At 65.4% G+C, this 23,615-nt stretch carries 17 protein-coding genes and 1 other RNA gene; 15 read left to right on the forward strand and 3 right to left on the reverse strand.

The window, feature by feature from the left end:
- Positions 1-10 precede the first annotated feature (10 nt).
- From pheA to gyrA, 3 genes are read right to left on the reverse strand one after another with little or no spacing between them, the layout of a single operon-like run.
- Positions 11-1,096, reverse strand: coding sequence for a prephenate dehydratase (gene pheA / locus AC27VE_RS17135; RefSeq protein WP_088590167.1), 1,086 nt, complete (start codon positions 1,094-1,096; stop codon positions 11-13).
- Positions 1,089-2,219, reverse strand: coding sequence for a 3-phosphoserine/phosphohydroxythreonine transaminase (gene serC / locus AC27VE_RS17140; RefSeq protein ID WP_006225151.1), 1,131 nt, complete (start codon positions 2,217-2,219; stop codon positions 1,089-1,091). The genes pheA and serC overlap by 8 nt, the downstream gene beginning before the upstream one ends.
- The gene (gene gyrA / locus AC27VE_RS17145) at positions 2,219-4,888 is read right to left on the reverse strand and encodes a DNA gyrase subunit A (RefSeq protein WP_280025424.1); all 2,670 of its coding nucleotides are present in this window, start codon (positions 4,886-4,888) and stop codon (positions 2,219-2,221) included. Before gyrA ends, serC begins: the two co-directional genes overlap by 1 nt.
- Positions 4,889-5,301: 413 nt before the next feature.
- Between gyrA and ompA the strand changes: the two genes are divergently transcribed.
- The 15 genes from ompA to AC27VE_RS17220 form a co-directional block, all read left to right on the forward strand.
- Complete coding sequence (gene ompA, locus AC27VE_RS17150) at positions 5,302-5,883, forward strand: outer membrane protein OmpA (protein WP_006225153.1); 582 nt, start codon at positions 5,302-5,304, stop codon at positions 5,881-5,883.
- A gap of 150 nt (positions 5,884-6,033) precedes the next feature.
- Complete coding sequence (gene ubiG, locus AC27VE_RS17155) at positions 6,034-6,762, forward strand: bifunctional 2-polyprenyl-6-hydroxyphenol methylase/3-demethylubiquinol 3-O-methyltransferase UbiG (protein ID WP_488704511.1); 729 nt, start codon at positions 6,034-6,036, stop codon at positions 6,760-6,762.
- Complete coding sequence (locus AC27VE_RS17160) at positions 6,759-7,433, forward strand: HAD-IA family hydrolase (protein WP_488704512.1); 675 nt, start codon at positions 6,759-6,761, stop codon at positions 7,431-7,433. Before ubiG ends, AC27VE_RS17160 begins: the two co-directional genes overlap by 4 nt.
- 343 nt (positions 7,434-7,776) lie before the next feature.
- Positions 7,777-8,952: an MFS transporter gene (locus AC27VE_RS17165; RefSeq protein ID WP_088590163.1), complete on the forward strand. Its 1,176-nt coding sequence runs from the start codon at positions 7,777-7,779 to the stop codon at positions 8,950-8,952.
- A 90-nt stretch (positions 8,953-9,042) separates the two neighbouring features.
- Positions 9,043-9,433, forward strand: a transfer-messenger RNA (tmRNA) gene (gene ssrA, locus AC27VE_RS17170).
- Positions 9,434-9,799: 366 nt separating this feature from the next.
- Positions 9,800-10,960 carry a non-hydrolyzing UDP-N-acetylglucosamine 2-epimerase gene (wecB, locus tag AC27VE_RS17175; RefSeq protein WP_488704513.1) on the forward strand — a complete coding sequence of 387 codons (1,161 nt, stop codon included), beginning with the start codon at positions 9,800-9,802 and terminating at the stop codon, positions 10,958-10,960.
- A 34-nt stretch (positions 10,961-10,994) separates the two neighbouring features.
- Positions 10,995-13,211, forward strand: a complete 2,217-nt coding sequence (locus tag AC27VE_RS17180; RefSeq protein ID WP_488704514.1) for a cellulose biosynthesis cyclic di-GMP-binding regulatory protein BcsB — start codon at positions 10,995-10,997, stop codon at positions 13,209-13,211.
- A gap of 12 nt (positions 13,212-13,223) precedes the next feature.
- Entirely contained in the window at positions 13,224-14,921 is a 1,698-nt protein-coding gene (locus tag AC27VE_RS17185; RefSeq protein WP_488704515.1) for a glycosyl transferase family protein, read from the forward strand.
- Positions 14,918-17,659: an NfrA family protein gene (locus AC27VE_RS17190; protein WP_488704516.1), complete on the forward strand. Its 2,742-nt coding sequence runs from the start codon at positions 14,918-14,920 to the stop codon at positions 17,657-17,659. Before AC27VE_RS17185 ends, AC27VE_RS17190 begins: the two co-directional genes overlap by 4 nt.
- Before the next feature lie 38 nt (positions 17,660-17,697).
- Positions 17,698-18,678, forward strand: a complete 981-nt coding sequence (locus tag AC27VE_RS17195; protein ID WP_488704517.1) for an alginate O-acetyltransferase AlgX-related protein — start codon at positions 17,698-17,700, stop codon at positions 18,676-18,678.
- A gap of 4 nt (positions 18,679-18,682) precedes the next feature.
- Positions 18,683-19,777: an alginate O-acetyltransferase AlgX-related protein gene (locus AC27VE_RS17200; protein ID WP_488704518.1), complete on the forward strand. Its 1,095-nt coding sequence runs from the start codon at positions 18,683-18,685 to the stop codon at positions 19,775-19,777.
- A 9-nt stretch (positions 19,778-19,786) separates the two neighbouring features.
- Positions 19,787-21,367 carry an MBOAT family O-acyltransferase gene (locus tag AC27VE_RS17205; protein ID WP_427957959.1) on the forward strand — a complete coding sequence of 527 codons (1,581 nt, stop codon included), beginning with the start codon at positions 19,787-19,789 and terminating at the stop codon, positions 21,365-21,367.
- A 25-nt stretch (positions 21,368-21,392) separates the two neighbouring features.
- Positions 21,393-21,632, forward strand: coding sequence for an acyl carrier protein (locus AC27VE_RS17210; RefSeq protein ID WP_088590158.1), 240 nt, complete (start codon positions 21,393-21,395; stop codon positions 21,630-21,632).
- A 31-nt stretch (positions 21,633-21,663) separates the two neighbouring features.
- Entirely contained in the window at positions 21,664-23,133 is a 1,470-nt protein-coding gene (locus AC27VE_RS17215) for an AMP-binding protein (RefSeq protein ID WP_488704519.1), read from the forward strand.
- 3 nt (positions 23,134-23,136) lie between these two features.
- The coding region (locus AC27VE_RS17220) for an alginate O-acetyltransferase AlgF (protein WP_488704520.1) at positions 23,137-23,615 on the forward strand (479 nt) is incomplete at its 3' end.

Below are 23,615 nucleotides of genomic sequence, written 5' to 3' on the forward strand. Positions count from 1 at the left end.
GTGTGGAGGCTCACGGCGCCGGGTAGGAACCCAGCACTTTCAGATAGGCGACCTGCGCCTGCAAGGTGGCAAGGGCGCGCTCGACGTTCGGATCGTTGCGGTGGCCCAGGACATCAACGTAGAAATAATATTCCCACTGGCCGGTGCGCGCGGGGCGCGACTCGAAGCGGGTCATCGATACGCCGTTGGCCGCCAGCGGGGCCAGCATTTCATACACGGCGCCCGCACGGTTCGGCACAGCCAGGATCAGGCTGGTCTTGTCCTTGCCGCTGACGAGCGGCTGGATGTTGCCGATGGCCAGGAAACGGGTGCGGTTGTGCGGATCGTCCTGGATGCCGGCCGCAACGACCTGCAAGTTCCAGGCGGGCGCGGCCACTTCGCCGGCGATCGCCGCAACGGTTGGGTCGCCCGCCGCTGCACGCGCAGCCTCGGAATTGCTGGAGGCAGCCACGCGTTCCAGGTCGGGATAGTTGCGCGTCAGCCAGCCCTGGCACTGAGCCAGCGCCTGCGGATGCGCGGAAATGGTCTTGATGCCGTCCATGCCGCCCGATTGCGACATCAGGCAATGGCGGATGACGAGCGAGCGTTCGCCCAGGATCGTCAGCGGCGTGTTCAGCAGCAGGTCCAGGCTGCGGTTGACGGCGCCTTCGGTGGAGTTCTCCACCGGCACCATGCCCACATCCGCCTGGCCGGCCTCGACCGCGCGAAACACTTCGTCGAATGACGCGCAAGGCAGCTTCTGCACGGCGTGGCCGAAATGCTCCAGCGCCGCCTGTTCGGAAAACGAGCCTTGCGGCCCCAGGTACGCGACGGTCATGCCGCGCTCCAGGCCACGACAGGCCGAGATGATCTCGGTCCATACCGACGCCACGCCCGCATTCGGGAACGGGCCAGGGTTGAGCTGCTGCAAGCGGCGGATGACTTCGGCTTCGCGCTCGGGGCGCAACACCGGGCCGTCCGCTTGCGCGGCATGCTTGGCCTCGCCCACTTCCAGCGCGGCGCGGGCGCGCTGCGACAGCAAGTCCAGGATCTGCGCGTCCAACGCATCAATGCGGGCGCGCAAGGGAAGCAGCTTGCGCTGCAGATCTTCATCCATAGCGGCGCTCGAATTCCTTCAGGTACTCGACCAGCGCCGACACCCCGGCAAGGGGGACGGCGTTGTAGATGGAGGCGCGCATGCCGCCCACGCTCTTGTGGCCCTTCAGTTGCGTCAGACCCGCCGCATCAGCGCCTTGCAGGAAGGCGTCATTCAGCGACTCATCGCGCAACACAAACGGCACGTTCATGCGCGAACGCACGGGAGCGTGAATGGGATTGCGATAGAAATTGGTGCTGTCCAGATAGCCGTACAGCAGGTCGGCCTTGGCCTTGTTGGCGGCTTCCATGCCGGCCACGCCGCCATTGGCCTTGACCCACTTGAACACCAGGCCAGCGACGTAGATCGCGAAGGTCGGCGGCGTGTTGTAGCGCGAATGATCCGCGGCCACATTGGCGTAATCGAAGGCGGACGGGCAGATCGGCAAGGCGTGGCCGATCAGGTCGCGGCGGGCGATGACCATGGTCACGCCAGCCGGGCCCGCGTTCTTCTGCGCGCCGGCATACATCATGCCGCAACGCGTCACGTCCATCGGACGCGACAGGAAATGCGAAGACGCATCGACGACCAACGGCACGTCGGGTGCGCCCAGCGCGGCGGTGTCGGGCCAGTCCATGAACTCGACGCCGCCGATGGTTTCATTGCTGCACAGGTGCAGGTAAGCCGATTCCTTGCGCACATTCCAGGTATCGACCGGCGGCACCCAGGTCAGCGGGCCTTGCTCGCGGCCATCCAGCTGGATGGCTTGCTCGCTGCTTGCCGCCACATGGGTACTGCCATAGCGCCCGGCTTCCTTGTACGACCGCTTGGACCAATGGCCCGTCACGACGAAGTCGGCAGCCGGCGTGCTGCGGCGCCCCATGAGATTCATGGGAACGATGGCGTTCTCCCCGGAACCTCCGCCTTGCATGAACATGACCGCGTAGTCAGCGGGCAAGCCCAGCAGCTCACGCAAATCGGATTCGGCTTCGTCGCAGATCTGCACGAAGTGCTTGCCGCGATGAGACATTTCCATCACCGACATGCCACTGCCATGCCAATCCAGCATCTCAGCTGCTGCTTGCTGCAATACCACCTCGGGCAAGGCCGAGGGGCCTGCCGAGAAGTTCCAGGGGCGGGCCATTATTGCTCCGTAGGTTCCGTCGAATCCGTCGAGTCTGCTGCACCGTTGCTGTCGTCGCCGCCGTCAGCCTGGACGTCTTCGTCCAGTTCGCCGTCGTCGTCCGCATCGCTTTCCACGACACGGCGTACACCGGACAGCGTGCTGCCGTCATCCACGTTGATCAGCGTGACGCCTTGGGTCGCGCGGCCCATTTCGCGGATTTCCGCGACACGGGTGCGCACCAGCACGCCGCCGGTGGTGATCAGCATGATTTCGTCGGTCGGGTTGACCAGCACCGCACCCACGACCTTGCCGTTGCGCGAGCTGGTCTGGATGGCGATCATGCCCTTCGTACCACGGCCATGGCGCGTGTATTCGCCGATCGGCGTGCGCTTGCCGTAACCGTTTTCGGTGGCGGTCAGCACAGTCTGCGTTTCGTCGCCGGCAACCAGCAGCGCGATGACGGTCTGCGTTTCCTCGAGCATCATGCCGCGCACGCCACGGGCGTTGCGGCCCATCGGACGCACGTCGTTTTCGTCGAAGCGCACGGCCTTGCCCGAATCCGAGAACAGCATGACGTCATGCTGGCCGTCGGTCAGGTCGGCGCCGATCAGGTAGTCGCCATCGTCAAGGTCGACGGCGATGATGCCGGCCTTGCGCGGGTTGGAGAAGTCGGACAGCGGGGTCTTCTTGACCGTGCCGCGCGAGGTCGCCATGAAGACGTAGTGGTCTTCGCTGAATTCCTTGACCGGCAGCACCACCGTGATCTTCTCGCCGTCAGCCAGCGGGAACATGTTGACGATGGGCTTGCCGCGCGAATTGCGCGTGCCTTGGGGCACTTCCCAGACCTTCAGCCAGTACACGCGGCCGCGGTTCGAGAAGCACAGCAGGAAGTCGTGCGTGTTGGCGATGAACAACTGGTCGATCCAGTCGTTTTCCTTCATCGCCGTCGCCTGCTTGCCGCGTCCGCCGCGCTTTTGCGAGCGGTACTCGGACAAGGGCTGGCTCTTGATGTAGCCGCCGTGCGACAGGGTCACGACCATGTCGGTGGGCGTGATCAGGTCTTCGGTATCGAGCTCGGTCGCGTTCATCTCGATTTCCGAGCGGCGCGTGTCCTTCACGCCGGTCGAGAACTCGGCCTTGATGGCCTGCAGTTCGTCGGAGATGATCGTCGTGATGCGCTCGGGGCGGGCCAGGATGTCGAGCAGGTCGGCGATGGTGGACATGATGTCCTTGTATTCGCCGACGATCTTGTCCTGCTCCAGCCCGGTCAGGCGTTGCAGGCGCATGTTCAGGATTTCCTGAGCCTGCGTATCGCTCAGGCGGTACATGCCGTCGCCCTGCAGGCCGAACTCGGCGTCCAGGTCGTCCGGACGGAAGGCCGAGCGGCCTCCCGGCGTATCGCCATCGGCGCGCGACAGCATTTCGCGCACCAGCGACGAATCCCACGACTTCGCCATCAATTCCTGGCGGGCGACGGGAGGCGTCGGCGCGGCCTTGATGATGGTGATGAAATCATCGATGTTGGCCAGCGCGACGGCCAGGCCTTCCAGCACGTGGCCGCGTTCGCGGGCCTTGCGCAGCTGGAACACCGTGCGGCGCGTGACCACTTCGCGGCGATGCTGCAGGAAGTAGTCGATCATCTGCTTCAGGTTGAGCAGGCGGGGCTGGCCGTCGACCAGCGCCACCAGGTTCATCCCGAAGGTGTCTTGCAGCTGCGTGTTCTTGTACAGGTTGTTCAGGACAACCTCGGGCACCTCGCCGCGCTTGAGCTCGATGACCAGACGCATGCCGTCCTTGTCGGACTCGTCGCGAATATCGGAGATGCCTTCGATCTTCTTGTCGTTGACGAGTTCGGCGATGCGTTCCTGCAGGGTCTTCTTGTTGACCTGGTAGGGAATCGCGTCGATCACGATCGCCTGGCGATTGCCCTTCTCCATGTCTTCGAAGTGGGTCTTGGCACGCATGATGACGCGGCCGCGACCGGTGCGATAGCCTTCGCGCACGCCGGACATGCCGTAGATGATGCCGCCCGTGGGGAAATCGGGCGCCGGGATGAGCTCGATGAGCTCATCGACCGTGCAGGCCGGATTGCGCAGGCAGTACAGGCAGCCGTCGACCACTTCCTGGAGGTTGTGCGGCGGAATGTTGGTGGCCATGCCCACCGCGATGCCCGAGCTGCCGTTGACCAGCAGGTTGGGCAGGCGCGACGGCAACAGCAGCGGTTCTTGCTCGCTGCCGTCGTAGTTGGGGCCGAAGTCCACGGTTTCCTGGTCAATGTCGGCCAGCAGCTCGTGGGCGATCTTGGCCAGGCGGATTTCGGTGTAACGCATCGCCGCGGCGTTATCGCCGTCGATCGAGCCGAAGTTGCCCTGGCCGTCGACCAGCATGTAGCGCATGGAGAAATCCTGCGCCATGCGGACGATGGTGTCGTAGACGGATTGGTCGCCGTGGGGGTGGTATTTACCGATGACGTCCCCGACGATACGCGCCGACTTCTTATAGGCGCGGTTCCAATCGTTGTTCAGTTCGTGCATCGCGTAGAGCACGCGCCGGTGGACGGGCTTCAACCCGTCCCGCACATCCGGTAGCGCCCGCCCAACAATCACGCTCATCGCGTAATCGAGGTAACTGCGGCGCATCTCTTCTTCCAGCGAAACCGGAAGCGTCTCCTTGGCAAAGGAATCCATATATATAACGACAGAATCGTGTAAGGAGGAACCCGGGCCGGGTAAACAGGAAATTCTATCATTCGATTCCGATCCCGTTGGGCAGGGCCACGGGAAGTGCCCGATGAGCGGCCATTGCGGGCCGCCATCGGCAAGCCGCGGCCGGCCGTCGGGCCGCGCCCAATGGCCCTGTTGTCAAAAACCAACATGGAAAACCAATGGAGCGCCGAAAACGCCGTATCCAGCGTCAATGCGCCTCTCCAGGGAAGCCAAAGCCCCCCAAATGCCTTAACATTGTTTCCAGCACGCAGGAAACCCAGTAGCTATTCCTTTGAACCAGCTCTTGGCGTTGCTATACTGGCCCCGTTTTCCTGATATGCGGCGGGGGTTCGCTGCGAGTCACTTATCCAGCTTCAAGCTCAACGAGGAGAAACATGAACAAACCCTCCAAATTCGCTCTGGCGCTCGCCTTCGCCGCCGTCACGGCCTCTGGTGTAGCTTCCGCGCAAACCGTGGACAACTGGCGCAACCCGTTCGGTAACGTTTGGAAAAACGGTACGAACGAACTGTGCTGGCGCGATGCTTTCTGGACCCCTGCCACCGGTATCCCCGGTTGCGACGGTGTCCCGGTTGCACAACAGAAGGCGAAGCCGGCCCCGATGGCGGCAAAGGTCGTGTTCAATGCTGACACGTTCTTCGACTTCGACAAGTCGACCCTGAAGCCCGAAGGCCGTCAGCTGCTGGATCAAGTCGCCCAGCAAGCTCGCGGTATCGAGCTGGAAACCATCATTGCTGTTGGCCACACCGACTCCATCGGTACTGACGCCTACAACCAGAAGCTGTCCGAGCGCCGCGCCGCTTCGGTCAAGACCTACCTGGTCAGCAAGGGTATCGACCCCAACCGTATCTACACGGAAGGCAAGGGCGAGTCGAACCCGATCGCTTCCAACAAGACGAAAGAGGGCCGCGCCCAAAACCGTCGCGTTGAAATCGAAATCGTGGGTAGCCGCAAGTAATTGCCGGACTAGCTACAATAAAGGGCCTCGCATAGCGAGGCCCTTTTTTTCGTCCGTCTTGCACCAACGTGGTGCGATGGCGTGTTTCCTCCCCGCCTTTGCGCGACGGACCCCTCTCTATATATAGCGTCGCTTTTCGCTGGACCGCCCATGACCACGCAAATTCACGACTCCGAACGCCCCGCCATCAACGCCGATCAGGCCGAACTGGACAAGTTCAGCGCCCTGGCCAGCCGCTGGTGGGACCCCGAAAGCGAATTCAAGCCCCTGCACGCCATCAACCCACTGCGGTTGGAATGGATTCAGGAGTGCGCGGGCAGCCTCGCCGGCAAGAAAGTGCTGGATGTGGGTTGCGGCGGCGGCATCCTGTCGGAATCCATGGCGCGCGGCGGCGCGGACGTCACGGGCATCGACCTGGCCGACAAGTCGCTGAAGGTCGCCCGCCTGCACGGCCTGGAATCGGGCGTGAAGGTCGAATACCGCAAGGTGCCCGTGGAAGAACTGGCCGCCGAACAGCCCGGCCAGTACGACGTGGTCACCTGCATGGAAATGCTGGAACACGTGCCGGACCCGGCGTCCATCGTGCGCGCCTGCTCGACACTCGTCAAACCCGGCGGCTGGGTGTTCTTTTCGACCTTGAACCGCAACGCCAAGGCGTTTCTTTTCGCGATCGTCGGCGCCGAGTACGTCCTGCGCCTGCTGCCGCGCGGCACCCATAGCTACGACCAATTCATCAAGCCCAGCGAATTGTCCGCGGCGGCGCGCGCCGCCAGCCTGGAGCCGATCAGCATGCGTGGCATGGAATACAACCCGATCACCCAGATCTACTCGCTGTCGTCCGACACCTCGGTCAACTACCTGATGGCTACCCGTAAATGAGCGCCCTGATCCTGTTCGATTTCGACGGCACCCTGGCCGACACCGCCCCCGACTTGGCCGCCGCCGCCAACCGGCAGCGCACCCGCCGGGGCCTGGAGTCCATGCCCTACGAGGCCTTGCGCCCCGTGGCGTCGCAAGGCGCCCGCGGCCTGCTGCGCGTGGCGCTGGATTTGAAGCCCGGCGACCCGGACTACGAGCCCACCCGCCTGCAGTTCCTGGAAGACTATGCCGCCAGTTCGACCGTGCACAGCAAGCTCTTCCCCGGCATCGATACCCTGCTGGCCGACATCCGCCGCCGCGGCCTGTCCTGGGGCATCGTCACCAACAAGGTCACCTACCTGACCCTGCCGATCGTCGAATTCCTGGACCTGACGCGCGACAGCGCGGTGCTGGTCTGCGGCGACACAACGGCCCACGCCAAGCCGCACCCCTTGCCGCTGCAGCACGCCGCGCGCGAAGCCGGTTTCGCGGTGGACCGCTGCGTCTACGTGGGCGACGACCTGCGCGACATCCAGGCGGCGCATGCGGCGGGCATGCCCGCCGTGGCGGCCGCTTACGGCTATGTCGGCGAAGAAGACAACATCAGCTCCTGGGAAGCGGAAACCTGCGCAAATACCCCTGCTGAGCTCTGGTCCGCCATCCAGCCGCTGCTGCCCAGCGACCTGCGCTGATGCGCGATGCGCGGCGGGCCACGCTGGTCCGCCGTGTTGCCTGCCAATGGGTTCCGCGCGCATTAGTTGACGCATCTGAACAATCTATCCGGCACCGGGGTCTTTATCCGGATTCCAAACTCCCTTAAAGTGTCACTCATGCAAGGCATCCGGGTGCCTCCCGATTGCCATTCCGGCTAAGGCCGGTGTTGCGGCAGTTCCCATCCGCAACTTTCGCGCTGACGGCATTCTGCCCCGGCGCAGCGCCCGGCCCCCGTGCCGCCGCGCCCCCCAGACCTTTTTAGTACGCCTACAACGCCCTGCCCCGCGCGCCGCCTGACGGCATCGCGCCAGAGGAATGCCTATGCTTTTGCCTATCCTGCTACTTTCCGCCGCCGGTTTCACGATCCTGACGACAGAATTCCTGATCGTCGGCCTGCTTCCCGGGCTGGCCCGCGACCTGAACGTCACCGTGTCGCAAGCGGGCCTGCTGGTCACGCTGTTCGCCTTCACGGTGGCCGCGACCGGCCCGCTGCTGACCGCGCTGATGGCCAACGTCGAGCGCAAGCGCCTGTTCATCGGCGTGCTGGTGCTGTTCGGTGTGTCCAACGCCGTGGCGGCGATGGCCCCGAACATCTGGATCATGGCCGTGGCCCGCTTCGTGCCCGCCTTGGCCTTGCCCGTGTTCTGGTCACTGGCCAGCGCTACCGCCGTGGAGCTGGTCGGCCCCGCGCGCGCCGGCCGCGCCATCTCGATGGTGGCCTTCGGCATCGTGGCGGCCACCGTCTTCGGCATCCCGATCGGCGTGCTGATCTCCGATGCGTTCGGATGGCGCGCGGCATTCTGGGTGTTGTCGGGCGTTGCCTTCGCCAAGGCGCTGCTCCTGTTGCTGGCGTTCCCCAGCACCCGCATCCGTGCCGACAGCGTCAAGCTGGTGACGCAGCTGCGCATCCTGCGCAACCCGATCGTGCTGGGCCACGTGGTGCTGTCGCTGCTGGTGTTCACCGGCATGTTCACGGCCTACACCTACCTGGCGGACATGCTGGAGCGGCTGGCCGGCTTCAACGGGCAGATCGTCGGCTGGACCATGATGGCCTTCGGCGGCGTGGGCCTGATCGGCAACACCTTGGGCGGCCGCTTGGTGGACCGCAGCCCCCTGGGCGCAACCGCGCTGTTCTCGTCGATGATGGCAGCGGGCCTGGCGTTCGTGGCGCCCGTGATGCAATCCCATGGCCTGCTGGCCGTCGCGCTGGGGATCTGGGGCATTGCGCAGGCGGCGCTCTTCATCGTCTGCCACGTGCGCTTGATGAAAGCTGCGCCCGAAGCGCCGGCCTTCGCCGCGTCCTTGAACATCTCTGGCGCCAACATCGGCATCGGGCTGGGCGCGGTGGTGGGCGGCAACGTGATCGACCACTACGGCCTGGCGTCGCTGGGTTGGGCGGCGTCTGTCATCGTGGCGATATCCGTCGCCCTGGCCTTCGCGCTGATGGCGGCCTCCCGTCCGCGCCAGGCGAAAACTGCCTGCGCCAACGCCGCCTGACCCGCACTTGTGTCCCCCGCGCCACGCCTGCACCGGCGGGCGCGGACAACGCAGCAGGCTATTGCGTTTACCAGTACAATAGAAGTTCTTGGGGCCGATCCGGATTCGACGTGGGTCGCGAAACAACTCAGGGCATGCCGAGCACCAGTTCGCTCGTTAAACCACTGGAAACACTACAAACGCCAACGACGAGCGTTTCGCTCTCGCCGCTTAAGCGGTGAGCCGCTGCACTGATCTGTCCTTGGGTCAGGTGGAGGAAGGCAACTTCCTAGGGGGGGTAACCCTCGAACCACAGCAGCGACATTCACAAGGAATCGGTCTGCGCTGGGGTCACACGGCTCAGATTTAAATTACGTGAATCGCTTTGGTCCGGCCTGTCGGTTGGCTAAGTCCAAAGTTAAAACTAAATAAATCGACTACGCATGTAGAACTGATTGCAGAGGGCTTGCGGACGGGGGTTCAATTCCCCCCGGCTCCACCAAATTCCGCTTTATTGCGCAGTGCTTAGCAAAATGGCCAACTCCCCGGAGTTGGCCTTTTTTTTTGACGCCGCACCGCAGGCCATGGCATGGCAGCACCGGTATTGTTGCCAGTCGACGACACATTCCCGACACCGAACGTAACAATGGGCCCGCCCTGGGGTTCGGATCAAGTCAAGATCGTTTCACATGCGGCCCCATTTTTTCTCTGGCGCGCCCCAACGGCCTTTCGAACGACTGCCGAGACATTTACCGAATATGTCCCCAACAGTCTTTATATTCGAAATAATCCGTCACATATTACGAATACTTTCAAGACATAATAAACGCAAGAAAATGCCACCGGCGTCTGTGAGGTGACTCTTGCGATGAAAGTCCTTTCCATATTCGGCACGCGTCCGGAAGCCATCAAGATGGCCCCGCTGGTCACGGCGCTTGAACGAGAGCCGCAGATCCAGAGCGTCGTGTGCGTCACCGGCCAGCACCGGGAAATGCTGGATCAGGTCTTGGCGCTGTTTGACCTGCGCGCCCAGCACGACCTGGACATCATGGTTCCCAACCAGACATTGAACGGGCTTTATGCCCGGCTGATCAGCCGGGTGGATAGCGTATTGGAAGCCGAACATCCCGACTGCGTCCTGGTGCATGGCGATACCAGCACCGCGTCGGCGTGCGCACTGGCCTCGTTCCATCGCCGTGTCCGCATCGGCCACGTCGAGGCGGGTTTGCGCACCGGCAACCTGGCCATGCCGTTCCCGGAAGAAATGAACCGCCGCGTCGTCGACGCGGTGGGCGACTGGCTGTTCGCCCCGACGTCGGAATCGCGCGGCAACCTGCTACGTGAGAACCTGGCGGGCCACATTACTGTCACCGGCAATACCGTGATCGATGCGCTGGCGATGACCTGCGCCAAACTGGACCCGCAGGGCCCGCTGGCCCGCCAGCTGGAAGCCCGCTACGACTGGCTGGATCCGTCGCGCCGGCTGCTGCTGGTGACCGGCCACCGGCGCGAGAGCTTCGGCGAGGGCTTCAAGAACATCTGCGCGGCGCTGGCCGAACTGGCCCATCGCGAAGACTTGCAGATCGTCTATCCCGTGCACCTGAACCCGCAGGTACGCAATGTGGTGATGACGGCATTGGGCGGCCTGTCGCACGTGCACTTGATCGATCCCCTGGATTACCTGGACTTCGTCTGGTTCATGCAACGGTCGCACCTGATCCTGACGGATTCCGGCGGGGTTCAGGAAGAAGCCCCTTATCTGGGCAAGCCGGTACTAGTGATGCGGGACGTGACCGAGCGTCCTGAAGCCGTGCGGGCGGGAACCGTGGCACTGGTCGGCACCGACCCGCAGCGCATCGTGGCCGAAGTCGCCCGCCTGCTCGACAACCCCGACCTGCACGCGTCTTTCTCGCGACGCATCAATCCTTATGGCGACGGCCGCGCCAGCCAGCGCATCGTGGACGCCTTGTGCGGCCGCGCCGTATCGGAATTCGATCCCTACGGAACCGTGGCCGCCCCTTCCGCCTGACTCCCCCGCGACGCATTCCCTGCCCGGAGCCTCCATGCCCCACCCTGCCCTGACCACCCCCGTGACCCGTACGCTTTGCCGTGCCCTGATGGCCGCCGGCCTGTTGCTGCCGCTGGCCGCGATGGCCAGCCCTGCCGGCGACGCCTTGCGCCGCCTGCAAAGCGATGACTGGGTGACGCGCAACACCACGCTGCAGGACCTGGGCATCACGGAGCCGGTCGTCCTGAGCAATAGCGACGCGCGTCAGGACTTCTACCTGCCCGTGCCGCGCGGCGTACCCATCTCGGACGCGACGCTGAACTTCGACGCGAAATACACCAAGGGCGAGCCGGGACGCACAAGCATGGTGCTGTGGGTGGACGGCGTGCCGCAGACCGCGCAGCGGATCACCGACGGCGACGGGACCGTGGACCGCAACCTGCAGGTGGAGCCGCGCCGCCGCGAAACGGGCTTCCTGCGGCTGGGCGTGGACTGGCAATCGGAAATCGCGCTGCGCCACTGCGAAAGCAACCGGGCCACGGCCAATGCGCTGACGATCTCGCCGCAGACGCGCCTGAGCTATCGCTACGACGCCTCGGCCATCGGCAATCTTGACGACGCCTGGGGCACCTTGCCCGGCAAACCGATATTGATGGTGCCGGGCACCAAGCTGGACCAGCAGGCCTTCGACAGCGCCTGGCGCATTGGCGTGGCGATGGAGCGCACGGGCAAGCGCGTGTCGGTCAAGGCGTTTCCTTCGGTGGGCGACGAGGTCGACACGCGGGGCCTGCAGGCCCCTGCCGGCCTGGGACAGATCCCGGCGTTCGCCGCTCTGGCGGACAACGCGAAGCACAAGCTGGCCAGCCCCGCGGAAATCGGCGCGCTGCTGGTGCTGGGCGCCCCGGCCGTGAGCGGCGACGTGGTGATCGTGGATGCGGCGCTAAGGGCGCGCTACAACGAGGCGCTGGATGCCTTGCAGGCGCAGTTGGCCTCTGACGCCGACGCGGCCGATGCGTTCAAGGCCTGGCGCCAGCAGCGCATGCCGCTGGCCGGCGCGGACCTGCCCGCCAAGGATATCCGGCTCTTGTCGCTGGGCCGCCAAGCGGTCATCGCGGTGGCCGCCGACGCCGGCGCCCAGGGCGCGGGCGCGTTTGACGCGGCCTGGCGCCGCATCCTGGTCACCCGCCAGGTCAATGTGAAGACGGCGACGCCGCCGCAGACTTTCAAGGACGGCGGCTTGCGCCTGACGACGCTGGGCGGCACGCCGGACAGTTTCGACGTGGTCGCGCGCGGGGACTGGAACACGACCTTCCCCTTGGCGGCCGTGTCCTCGGACGGCCTGATGCCCGACGAGTTGGTCATGGACCTGGCCGCGGCGCCCGGCGCGTCGTCGACCCGCCCCGTGGCCTCGGTCTTCTGGAACGGCATCCTGCTGGCCGCCAAGCAGCTGGATGCCGACGGCAAGCCTGAACGCCTGACCGCGCGGGTGCCGGGCTATGCACTTGGCGTCACCAACGCGGTGCGGGTCACGTTCCAGCGCCAGCCGGTATCGGTGGATTGCAACGAGATTCCCCAGGGCTACCCCGTGAACGTGCTGCCCACCAGCTACGTCAAGCCGGGCAAGGCGCAGCCCGACGGCACGTTCGTGGGCCTTCTGCCGCTGTTGGCCGGCAATCCGCAACTGATCATTCCGGACAGCTACCTGGCCGATGCGCCCGACAACATCAAGCGCGTGATCGGCATCGCATCTGCCAGCGGCGTGTCCGCGACGCGGGCGGAACTGACTGTGGCGCCCGCAGGCCAGGCGGTCAAGCCCGGCCGGCCATTCGTGGCGATGGAGGTGACGGTGGACGGGGCCAAGCCGATGGTCCAGGTGACCGACCGCAAGCAACTGAAGGTGGATGGGAAGAACGCGACCTGGCTGGACATCTCGGGCCTGGATCACTTGAGCACCGCGGAAGTCGTCAGCGGCGGCGGCCAGGACGGCTTGTTGTGGCACACGCTGGGCCAGCATCCCGGCATGCTTGACGCCCCCTTCGTGCTGAACCGCGGCAACGTCGCCATTATCGGCGCGACGGGGCCGGTGGCCTGGATCGACAGCGCCAACCCCGACGCCAGCCACCCGCCGGGCGCGGGCGAAAGTGCTTTCTTCGAATGGCGCCGCTATATCTCGTGGAGCGTGCCCGTCATCAGCATCAGCATGCTCGTCCTGATCCTGATCCTGATCGTCGCCCTGCGCGTGAACCGCAGGAAAAACAAGGACCACGCGTAATCCGGAAGCGCCATGTCTTCGCTCTACTGGCCCTACTTCATCGCGGACTACTACCGCGGGCTGGAAGTCGTGACCGCCGTCGTGGGCGTGATCATCCTGCTCTCGAGCCTGGATGACCTGTTCATCGACGCCTGGTTCTGGCTGCGCGAACTGAAGCGGTCGCTGACGGTCAAGCGCCGCTACGCCCCGCTGTCGGCCGAGCAGTTGCGCGCCAAGGAGGAACAGCCGCTGGCGATCATGGTGCCCGCATGGCTGGAGTACGACGTGATCTCGTCGATGCTGGAAACGATGGTGTCGACGCTGGAATACAAGAACTACATGATCTTTGCCGGCACGTACCAGAACGACCAGCGGACGATCGACGAAGTGGAACGGATGCGCCGGCGCTATCGCCAGCTGGTCCGCGTGGAGGTGCCCCATGACGGGCCCACCTGCAAGGCGGACTGCCTGAACTGGATCGTGCAGGCCATCTTCGCGCAAGACGAGAAGCAGCCGGTGCCGTTTGCGGGCGTCATCCTGCATGACAGCGAAGACGTGCTGCACCCGCTGGAGCTCAAGTACTACAACTATCTGCTGCCGCGTATCGACTTCATCCAACTGCCGGTGACGTCGCTGGAGCGCCATTGGTACGAACTGGTGGCAGGCACCTACATGGACGAATTCGCGGAATGGCACACCAAGGATCTGGTGGTGCGCGAAAGCCTGTCCAAGATGGTGCCGTCCGCCGGCGTGGGCACCTGCTTCTCGCGCCATGCGCTGGTGGAGTTGGCCGCGGAAACCAATAACCAGCCCTTCAACACCGACACGCTGACCGAAGACTATGACATCGGCGCGCGGCTGGCCCAGCGCGGCATGAAGCAGATCTTCGGCAAGTTCCGGGTGGAATACGTCACGCGGCGCCGGTCGTGGTTCGGGCTGGGGCCTGAAAAGATATCGACGATCAGGATGCCGCTGGGCGTACGCGAGTATTTCCCCAACACGTTCCGCACCGCCTACCGCCAGAAGGCGCGCTGGACCTTGGGGATCGGCCTGCAGGGCTGGCAACAGGTGGGCTGGACGGGATCGCTGGCCACCAAGTACCTGCTGTTCCGCGATCGCAAGGGCCTGGTCACGTCGTTCATCGCCATCCTGGCGTACGTGCTGCTGGCCAACTTCTTCCTGTTTTTCCTGGCGGACAAGTTCGGCTGGTGGACGGTGTATTACCCGTCGTACTTCCGGCCCGGCGGGTGGCTGGTGACGCTGATGTGGATCAACGCGGTGGCGCTGCTGCTGCGGGTGGTGCAGCGGGCGTATTTCGTGGGCCACATGTACGGGTGGGAACACGCCCTGCTGTCGATCCCGCGGATGATCGTGGGCAACTTCATCAATGCGATGGCGGCGGCACGCGCCTGGCGCCTGTTCATCATGCATCTGATCACCGGCAAGCGCCTGGCATGGGACAAGACCATGCACGACTTCCCCACCACCGACCAACTGTCGCAGCAGCGCAAGCGGCTGGGCGAGTTGCTGCTGTCCTGGCAGGCCATCGACCAGGAAACGCTGTCGCGCGCGCTGGAAATCCAGGCGCGCGAAAAGAAGCCATTGGGCAAGATCCTGATGGAACAAGGCTGGCTGGATGAAGGCACGCTCAACGAAGCCATCGATTTTCAACAAGCGGGACAGGAGGCGCCGCCGCCCCCGCATGCAGAAGACAAACCCGCGACGACATGACTCCACTGACCCGTTCGCTCATCCTGTCCGCCGCGCTGGCATGCGTGTGGGCGGCAGCGCCCGCCGCGGCCCAAACTCCGGCCAAGACGGAAGCGCCGCTGGAAGGCGCCGCCTGGCAGTTTGCCGATGAAGGCTACAAGAACTACGACGCCGGCAAGTACGCGCTGGCCGAGCAGCAAGCGGAATCCGCGATCGCCCTGCGTCCGGACGTGGAGCGGCTGCGCCTGTTGCTGATCTATGCGCTGCAAAAGCAAGGCAAGCTGAAGGAGGCCGACCAGGCCGCCGCCGACGCCGTCAAGAACGGCCTGGATACGCCGGCCTTGCGACAGGCACGCGCCAACTTGCGCCCGCAAACTGCGGCGCGGCCTGCGGGCGCTGGCGCCGCCACCGGCGGCCCGGCCACCACGTCCGCCTACCGCCGCGGCTTTCCCATCGCCACGCGCGCCTATGCCGACTACAACCGCGCCGACTACCCGGCGGCTGCGCGCGGCGCCGAACAGGCGTTCCGCATCGATCCGAAGCAAGGCGCCTGGGCCATGCTGTGGCTGGACGCGCTGGAAGCGCAGGGCAAGTATGAAGAGGCCGATGCCGCGGCCGCCAAGGCGATTGCGCTCGGTGCGCCCAACAGAAACGACCTGACTGCGCGGCAACAGACGATGAAGCGGCGCATGGCGATCAAGCCAGCCGAAGCGGGTTACCAGGCCCTGATCGCCAACCGGCCGGGCGATGCGGTGCCGCTGGCGCGCCAGGCCGTCGCGCTGGCGCCCGATACCGCCAGCCATCGCCTGCTGCTCATCAGCGCGCTGATGCTGGACAACCAGCTGCAAGCCGCCGAAGACGCCGCGACCGACGCGATGAAGCAGGACGACGAGAACACCGTGGCGCTGGTCATGCGCGCCTATCTGCGCCAGCGCCAGGGAAAAACCGATCTGGCGAACGCGGACTTCGACGCGGCCCTCAAGCAGGACTGGCTGGACGACGACCAGCGGCGCAACATCCGCCTGATTGCCGCCGACGCCTCGTTGGCGGCCGGGGAAAACGCGCGCGCACTGGCCTTGGTGCAACCGCTGGGCGCCAAGGACGACGCGGCCGATGCCCGCATCAAGCGCGCGCGCGCGCGGCCGGCCGTGCCCGCCACGCTGACCTTGGCCAACTACCCCGCCCCGGTGCAGGATTGCCGCGACACGCCTTATGGCACGTCGTGCGAGCTGCTGCCTTCGGACGCCGCCGGCAGCGGCGGCCCGGCCTCGCTGGCCTACGCCGCCTATGCCCGCGAGGACTATCAGGAAGCCATCGCTCAGGCCCGCAAAGCGGTCGAACAGGACCCCACCAACAAAGAACTCCAACGCCTGCTGACGACCACGCTGGCCGCGGGCGACCGCAAGCAGTTGGCGGAAGCGAACCAACGCATGGGCGAAGCGCTGGCCGCCCAGCCAGACGACCCCACGCTGCTGATGCAGCGCGGCTATCTGCACCAGCGCATGAAAGAGCCCAAGTTGGCCCTGCAGGATTTCCAGGCGGCGCGCGCGACAGGCAAGGCGCCCCCCACCGTCATCCTGGACGAGGGTTACGCGCTGTCGGGTGTCGGCGACAAGCGCGGCGCGGTCAATAAGCTGAAGGAAGCCATCGACGAGGCCGACGCCGGCCGGCTGGAACTGACGCCGCAGCAGCGCTTCGACACCCGTAGCGGCATTGCGGGGCTGGACCGCGAATGGGGCGGCTATTTCTCCGCTGGCTACCGCGGCGCGCGGCCCGCTTCGGCGGGACTCGGCGGCGCGGCCGTCACCGTGCCGGGCGACGCCGTGTTCAGTACCACCGAGATCTTCTGGCGACCGTCCGACTTTCTCAATTCCTCGACCCAGGTCTTCGAGCTGTATGGCCGCTTGTCCAACACCCTGTACGACAAGGGCGGCAAGACATCCAGCCAGACGGTATCCGACCCTTGCGGCGGCAGCGTCGACGTTAACGAGACCCGCAACCAGGGGCTGGCCGGCATTCCGACCACCATCGGCTCGTTGGGGATGCGCTTCACGCCGTCCACCGAGGTGGGCGTGACGTTCGGCCTGGAACGCCAGTTCAACCTGGGCACGGCCACCCGGCGCGGCACCTTCAGCCCGGATCCGTCGCGGTTGCGCTGCGCGCTCAACCAGGACAACCAGACCGCCCATTACGAAACCAATGCCGGCAGCGGCGGCTGGCTGGCATATGTGACCTACGGGCTGTACGAGGGCACGACGCTGCGCATCGACCGACCGGATTGGTTCACGATGGAAGGCTATGTGCAGGCGGGGTACTCCTGGCAGGACATGCCTGCGAAGTTCTGGTTGCGCGACAATGCGACCGGCGTGGACGGCGAGAAATCATCGGGCCGGCTCAAGCGCGACCAGGCCTTCGGCGCCGGCGAACTGCGCGTGGGCCGCAGCTACCGCATGGACGCCATCAGCGACCGCCTCGTGTTTTTCCCGTATGCCGTGGTCGGCGCCGATTGGCTGTCGAACCGGAACCGCGCCTCAGGCCTGGACATCGCCGGCACCGATTCCTACAACCTGCTGGGCAACGGCTCGTCGTGGTCCATGGGCGCCGGTCCGGGCTTCAACGTGCGCTACTGGTTCCGCGAAGACCACTACAACGCGCCGCGGTCCTACCTGGACTGGACGACGCAGTACCGTTTCAACATCGGCGGCGGGGCGGCTGACCGGGCTCGGGGCCTGTTCATCAACCTGACCCTGTCTTACTGACGACCCGCCGAACCGTACCGAACAAGGAGCCCTGTCTCATGAAAACCGCACCTCCCTACTCCGCCCGCCTGGCACTTGGCCTGTCCGCCGCGCTGATGGCCGTTGCCGCGCATGCGCAAGAGGGCTCGTCCATCGTGATCCAGGGCAAGGACAACTGGCTGTTTCCGGGCTGGGGCAGCCTCACGCAGGTCGACACGCGCGGCATCGATGCCTCGACCCAGTTGGTGCGCGAAACCCGCGATGCGCTGGCGGCCAAGGGCATTCAACTGGAAGTGCTGGTGCTGCCGGACAAGACCCTGTTCTATCAGGACAAGCTGCCCGACGGCAAATCTCTCAGCGCCGATGTGAAAAAGCGCTATCAAACCATCCAGGAAAAACTCAAGCAGGCCGGCGTGGCGACCTTCGATGACGAGGCCGTGCTCAAGCGCGTGAAGGACGGCGGCCAGGACGTCTTCTACCGCACCGATCAGCACTGGACGCAGGCCGCCGCCGATGCCACAGCGGAAGCCCTGGCGCAACGCATCAAGCAAGACGTGAAGACACTGGCGGGCAAACCCGGCACCGGCATGCCGCTGGGCAGCGTGGTCAATGAACGCCGCTATGGCGATCTGGCCGAACTGTTCCTGACGCCGGACCAGCGCAAGCAGGCCGGCCGCGAGACATTCACCGTGCGCCGCCAGGCCGAGAACCAGAGCCTGCTGGACGATGCGCCCGCCCCCGTGCATGTCACCGGCCACAGCATGGTGCAGCCGTATTTCGGCTTTCCGCAAAAGCTGTCCAACGTGCTGGACCGCCCGGTTTCCGTGAACTGGAAGCCCGGCAACGTCGGGCACTGGGTCATGCTGCTGGAATACCTGGAGTCGCCCGCCTTCAAGCAGAACAAGCCGCAGGTACTGGTCTGGCAGATGTTCGAGCCGACCTACGCACAGGGGCCAGAGGCCAAGGGCTTGTGGGACAACGCGTCCATCATGGGCGCCGACACCTGGCGCAGCCGCATGAAGGCCGCCGTTGGCCAGTAACGCCATGGCGCCTTCCGATCCACCCGCCGCGCCCAGCCATCGGGCAAGCGCCTGCGTGGTCGCCCTGCTGCTGGCGATCGGGCTGGGCTGGGGCGCCTGGTGCCTGGTCGAGGCCAAGATCAGCCCGGCGCAGGTATCGCCGTCCGCCTGGGTCGACGGATCGGCGGGCAGCGTGCTGAACAAGGCCCTGCATATGCCCCGGCAGGCGGATGTGGACACCTGGAACGCTTCGGTGCGCTACCGCATGCTGGGCGACCTGGGGGACCAGGTGGCGATGGGTTGCCCGCAGTGGCTGTTCTACCGCGACGGCTTGCGTCCGCCGCCGGGCGTCCATGTGTTCAACGACCGCCTGCGCCTGATGCGGCATTGGGTGGAGGAACTGCGCCAGAAGCAGGTGCAGGTGCTGGTCGTTGCCGTGCCCGACAAATCCCGCGTCGAGGCCGACCGGCTTTGCGGCCTGCCGGTATCGCTTCCGATGCGCCAGACGCTGGATGCCTGGCAGGACGCCCTGCGGGCGCAAGGGGTGCCTTTCGTGGACCTGCGCGACGCCCTGCAGGCCGCGCCCGCCCCCCGTTTCTTCCGCACGGACGTGCACATGAACGCGCAGGGCGCGCAAGCCGCCGCCCAGCGCGTGGCCGAGGCAGCCTTGCCGCTGCTGCAAGGCCGGGGCACGCAAGCCTTCAAGACGGACGCGCCGGCCCCGCCCGCACCGCGGATGGGCGACCTGATCGTGCTGTCGGGACTGGAGCACGCGCGGCCAGGCTGGCGGCCCGAGCTGGAAGTCGTGTCGGAACAGAAGATCGAACCCGTGCGCTCCGGCGGACTGCTGGACGAGGCGCCACCGGTGGAAGTCCTGCTGGCGGGCACTTCGAACGGGCGCCGCAGCCAGTTCGCGGAACGACTGGGCATGGGCCTCGGCCGCGAGGTCTGGAACCTGAGCCTGGACGGCGGGCAGTTCTCGGGCGCCTTGCAGATCGCGATGAAGCAGCGCGACCAATGGCCCAAGAGCCTGAAGGTGCTGATCTGGGAATTCTCGGAAAACGCCTTGTCCCTGCCGTTGACCCCGGAAGAAAAGGCCGTGCTGGCCGGCCTGCCGTAGCGAACCAAGATGCTATTTAACTCCTACCTGTTCCTGCTGATCTTCCTGCCGGTCACACTCGCCGTCTATTACGCGCTGGGGCCGCTGAACGTGCGCCTGGCGGCGTTGTGGCTGTGCCTGACCTCGCTGGTCTTCTACGGCTGGTGGAACCCGCAGTTCGTGGCGCTCCTGGCGGGGTCCATCGCGTTCAACTACGTGATCAGCCAACTGATCCTGCACTACGCCGGACGCCCTCGGCTGCAAGGGCTGATCGTCGGCCTGGGCGTGGGCGCCGACCTGGTACTGCTGTTCCATTACAAGTACTTCGCGACGCTGCTGAACTTCCTGACCGACCTGGGCATGACCAGCACCACGATGGACGACATCATCCTGCCGCTGGGGATTTCGTTCTTCACGTTCACGCAGATCGGCTACCTGCTGGATTGCAAGGCCGGCGTGGTGAAGGAACGCAGCCTGCTCAGCTATGTGCTGTTCGTCACGTTCTTTCCGCACCTGATCGCTGGCCCCATCCTGCATCACAAGGAAATGATGCCGCAGTTCGCGCAACCCGAGAACTACCGCTTCAAGGCCGAAAACCTGTCGGTCGGCGCGATGCTGTTCGTGATCGGGCTGGCCAAGAAGGTGCTGCTGGCCGACGGCATCGCGCCCTATGCGGACGCCGGCTTCGCGGCGCCGGGCGAGCTGATGTTCTGGGGCTCCTGGGGCGCCAGCATCTGCTACGCGCTGCAGCTGTACTTCGACTTTTCAGGCTACTCGGACATGGCGCTGGGCCTGGCCAAGATGTTCGGCATCCGCTTCCCGCTGAACTTCAACTCGCCTTACAAGGCCAGCAGCATCATCGATTTCTGGGCACGCTGGCACATGACGCTGACCCGCTACATCACCGCCTACCTGTACTACCCCGTGGCGATGGCAGTATCGAAGTGGCGCACGGACCGCAACCTGCCGGTGGGCTCCGCCGGCATCAGCACGCCGGGCGGATTCGTCAGCAGCATCGTGTTCCCCACGCTCTTCACGATGACGCTGGCGGGGGTGTGGCACGGCGCGGGCCTGCAGTTCATCGTCTTCGGGCTGCTGCACGCCATGTACCTGTCGGTGAACCATGCCTGGCGGATTTTCGTCGTCGGCCGCAAGCCGGCCGCCGCGCGCAAGGTGGGCGGAATCAAGCGCGCCCTGTGCATTCTGCTGACCTTCGTGGCGGTGCTGGTGGCGCAGGCGTTCTTCCGCGCCCATGGCGTGGGCGACGCGATGCTGCTGATGCAGGGCATGGTCGGCTTGCGCGGCATGGAAGCACTGGACCTGTCCGCGCATGTGGCCGGCCTGGCCTGGGGCGACGCCTGGCGCGTCGTGGTGGGGCATCACCTGCAGCTGGTCTACGCGGTCGTGCTGCTGGGCATCGCCTGGTTCACGCCCAATGCGCACCAGATCCTGGGCCGCTATTCGCCCGCGCTCTTCAAGACACAGGAAGCGCCCAGCGCCTTCATGCGGTGGCGCCCCAACGCGGCCTGGCTGGTCGCGATGCTGGCGCTGCTGTTCCTTTGCCTGGTAAACCTGCACAAGGTAACCCGGTTCCTCTATTTCCAATTCTGACCGCGACGCGGTCCAGGAGCATCATATGGACATCAAGACGATCGAGACCAAGGTCTCGGACATCATCGAAAGCATCATCCTGACCAAGGTCGACCCCGACACGCTGCTGATCGACTCCGGCCTGGTGGATTCGTTGGCCGCCGTCGACCTGGCGCTGGCCGTGGAACGCGAGTTCGGCTGCAAGATTCCGCCGACCGAAATCGACGTGCATCTGGAGTCGGTGCACACGCTTGCCGCATTCATCGCGGAGAACGCCCGCGCTTGACCCACAGGCGAGCAGCCCGGAGGACTGGACCATGCGTTTCGATTTCAACGCTTACGACTTTGCCGACACGGAGTCAGGCGCCGACGCCGTGGCAGTGGTCGACGCGCAAGGCGCGACGACCTGGGGCGAGCTGAAGGCCGCCACCCAAGCCTGGGAAGCGAACGCTCGCCGGGCCGGCGCCACTGCGGGCGTGCCGCTCACGATTTCGGGCCACAAGGAAACCGCCTTCCTCGTGGCCATCCTGGGCTGCCTGCGGCTGGGCGTGCCCTTCGTGCCGGTAGACGTCATCAACCCGCCGGAACGCATCGCGCGCATCGGCGAACTGGTGCGCGCCGGCCTGCGCTACGACGCCCAGGCCAAGGTCTTCCTGCCCGGCTGCGACGCCCCCGCGCCGCTGGCCGAGGCGGGGCTGGCCTACATCATGTTCACTTCGGGCAGCACGGGCGATCCCAAGGGCGTGCAGATCGGACGCGAAAGCGTCACGCTCTTTGCCGGCTGGATCCGGGACTGCCTGAACCTGGGGGCGGCGCCCGCCTTCATGGACCAGATGCTGTTCAGCTTCGACTTTTCGCTGTTCAACTGGGTGGGCGCGCTGGAACTGGGCGGCACCTGCGTGCTCTGCCCGCGCGAGACCATCGCCGAGCGCGACGCCTTCATCCGGTACCTGGCCGACACCCGTATCAATGTCTGGGCCTCGACGCCGTCGTTCGTGCGTCAACAACTGTTCAATCCGGACTTCAACCACGCCCATCTACCCGACCTGCGCGTCTTCGTGTTCGGCGCGGAATCGCTGACGCCGCCGATGGCCGAAGAACTCTGGCAGCGCTTTCCCCAGGTCCGCATCATCAATTCGTACGGCCCGACGGAAGCCACTTGCTCCACGACCTGGGTCGAGATCGATCCGGCTTTGCGCGCCGCGGCGCCCAACCCCTTTCCCATCGGCCGCGCCAAGCCCTATGCGGACGTCTTCATCGAAAACGGCGAAATCAGCATCTCGGGCGACCATGTCATGCGCGGCTATCTGAACCGCCCTGACCTGAACGCCTCGCGCATGTTCACGCGCAACGGCAAGCGCGGCTACCGCAGCGGCGACCTGGGCGAGATCGACGCGCAAGGACTGGTCACTTTCCGCGGCCGCGTCGACGATCAGATCAAACTGCACGGCTACCGCATCGAACTCGCCGAGATCGATGCCGCGCTGGCCACCCTGCCCGGCGCGCGCGCGGGCGCCACCGTCGCCTTGCGCCGCCCGGACGGCGCGATCGTCCGCCTGATCGGCTTTGTCGAGCCCGCGCTGGCGGGCCCCGAAGGCCTGCAACCGCTGCCGCCCGAACTGCAGGATTGGAAGGCCGTGCTGGCGCGCCGCCTGCCGCCCTACATGATCCCGTCCGAGCTGGTCGCCTGCCACCGCTTCCCCACGACCAGCACGGACAAGGCGGACCGCAAGCAGCTCCAGCGCCTGTACCTGGACGCCCGCCTCAGCAAAAAACCGGAGTCCTGAACCATGCCCCACCCTTTCCGCAATGCGGCGCTTGCCCTCGCGCTGGCCACGCTGGCCGGCAACGCGGCAGCCGAAGGCGCCTTCGCGCAGCTGTACGCTGCGCGCCCGCCCGCCGGCTCCTCATTCGTGCGCATCGTGAACCCGGACGCCGTCCCGTTGCGCGTGCAGATCGCCAACGGACCGGCGCAGGAACCCGGCGCCACCAAGCCCGCCACGACCTACGCGATCGTCCGCGGCAACCAGCCCTTCAACGTGCTGGTGGACGGCAAGCCCGCAGCCAGCCTGCAAGTGCCCCCCGACACCTTCAGCACGCTGATCCCCCAGCGCAGCGACGGCAAGCTGACATTTGCCGTCATCGACGACAGCAACGGCACGCAGGATGCGCTGAAGGCGGAACTGCGCTTCTACAATCTGGCGGCCGATTGTGCTGCCGGCCAACTGGGCGTGAGCCCGTCCGGGCCAGCACTGTTCCAGGACGTAAA

This window comes from Achromobacter sp. 18P8.1.1 (assembly GCF_057799415.1).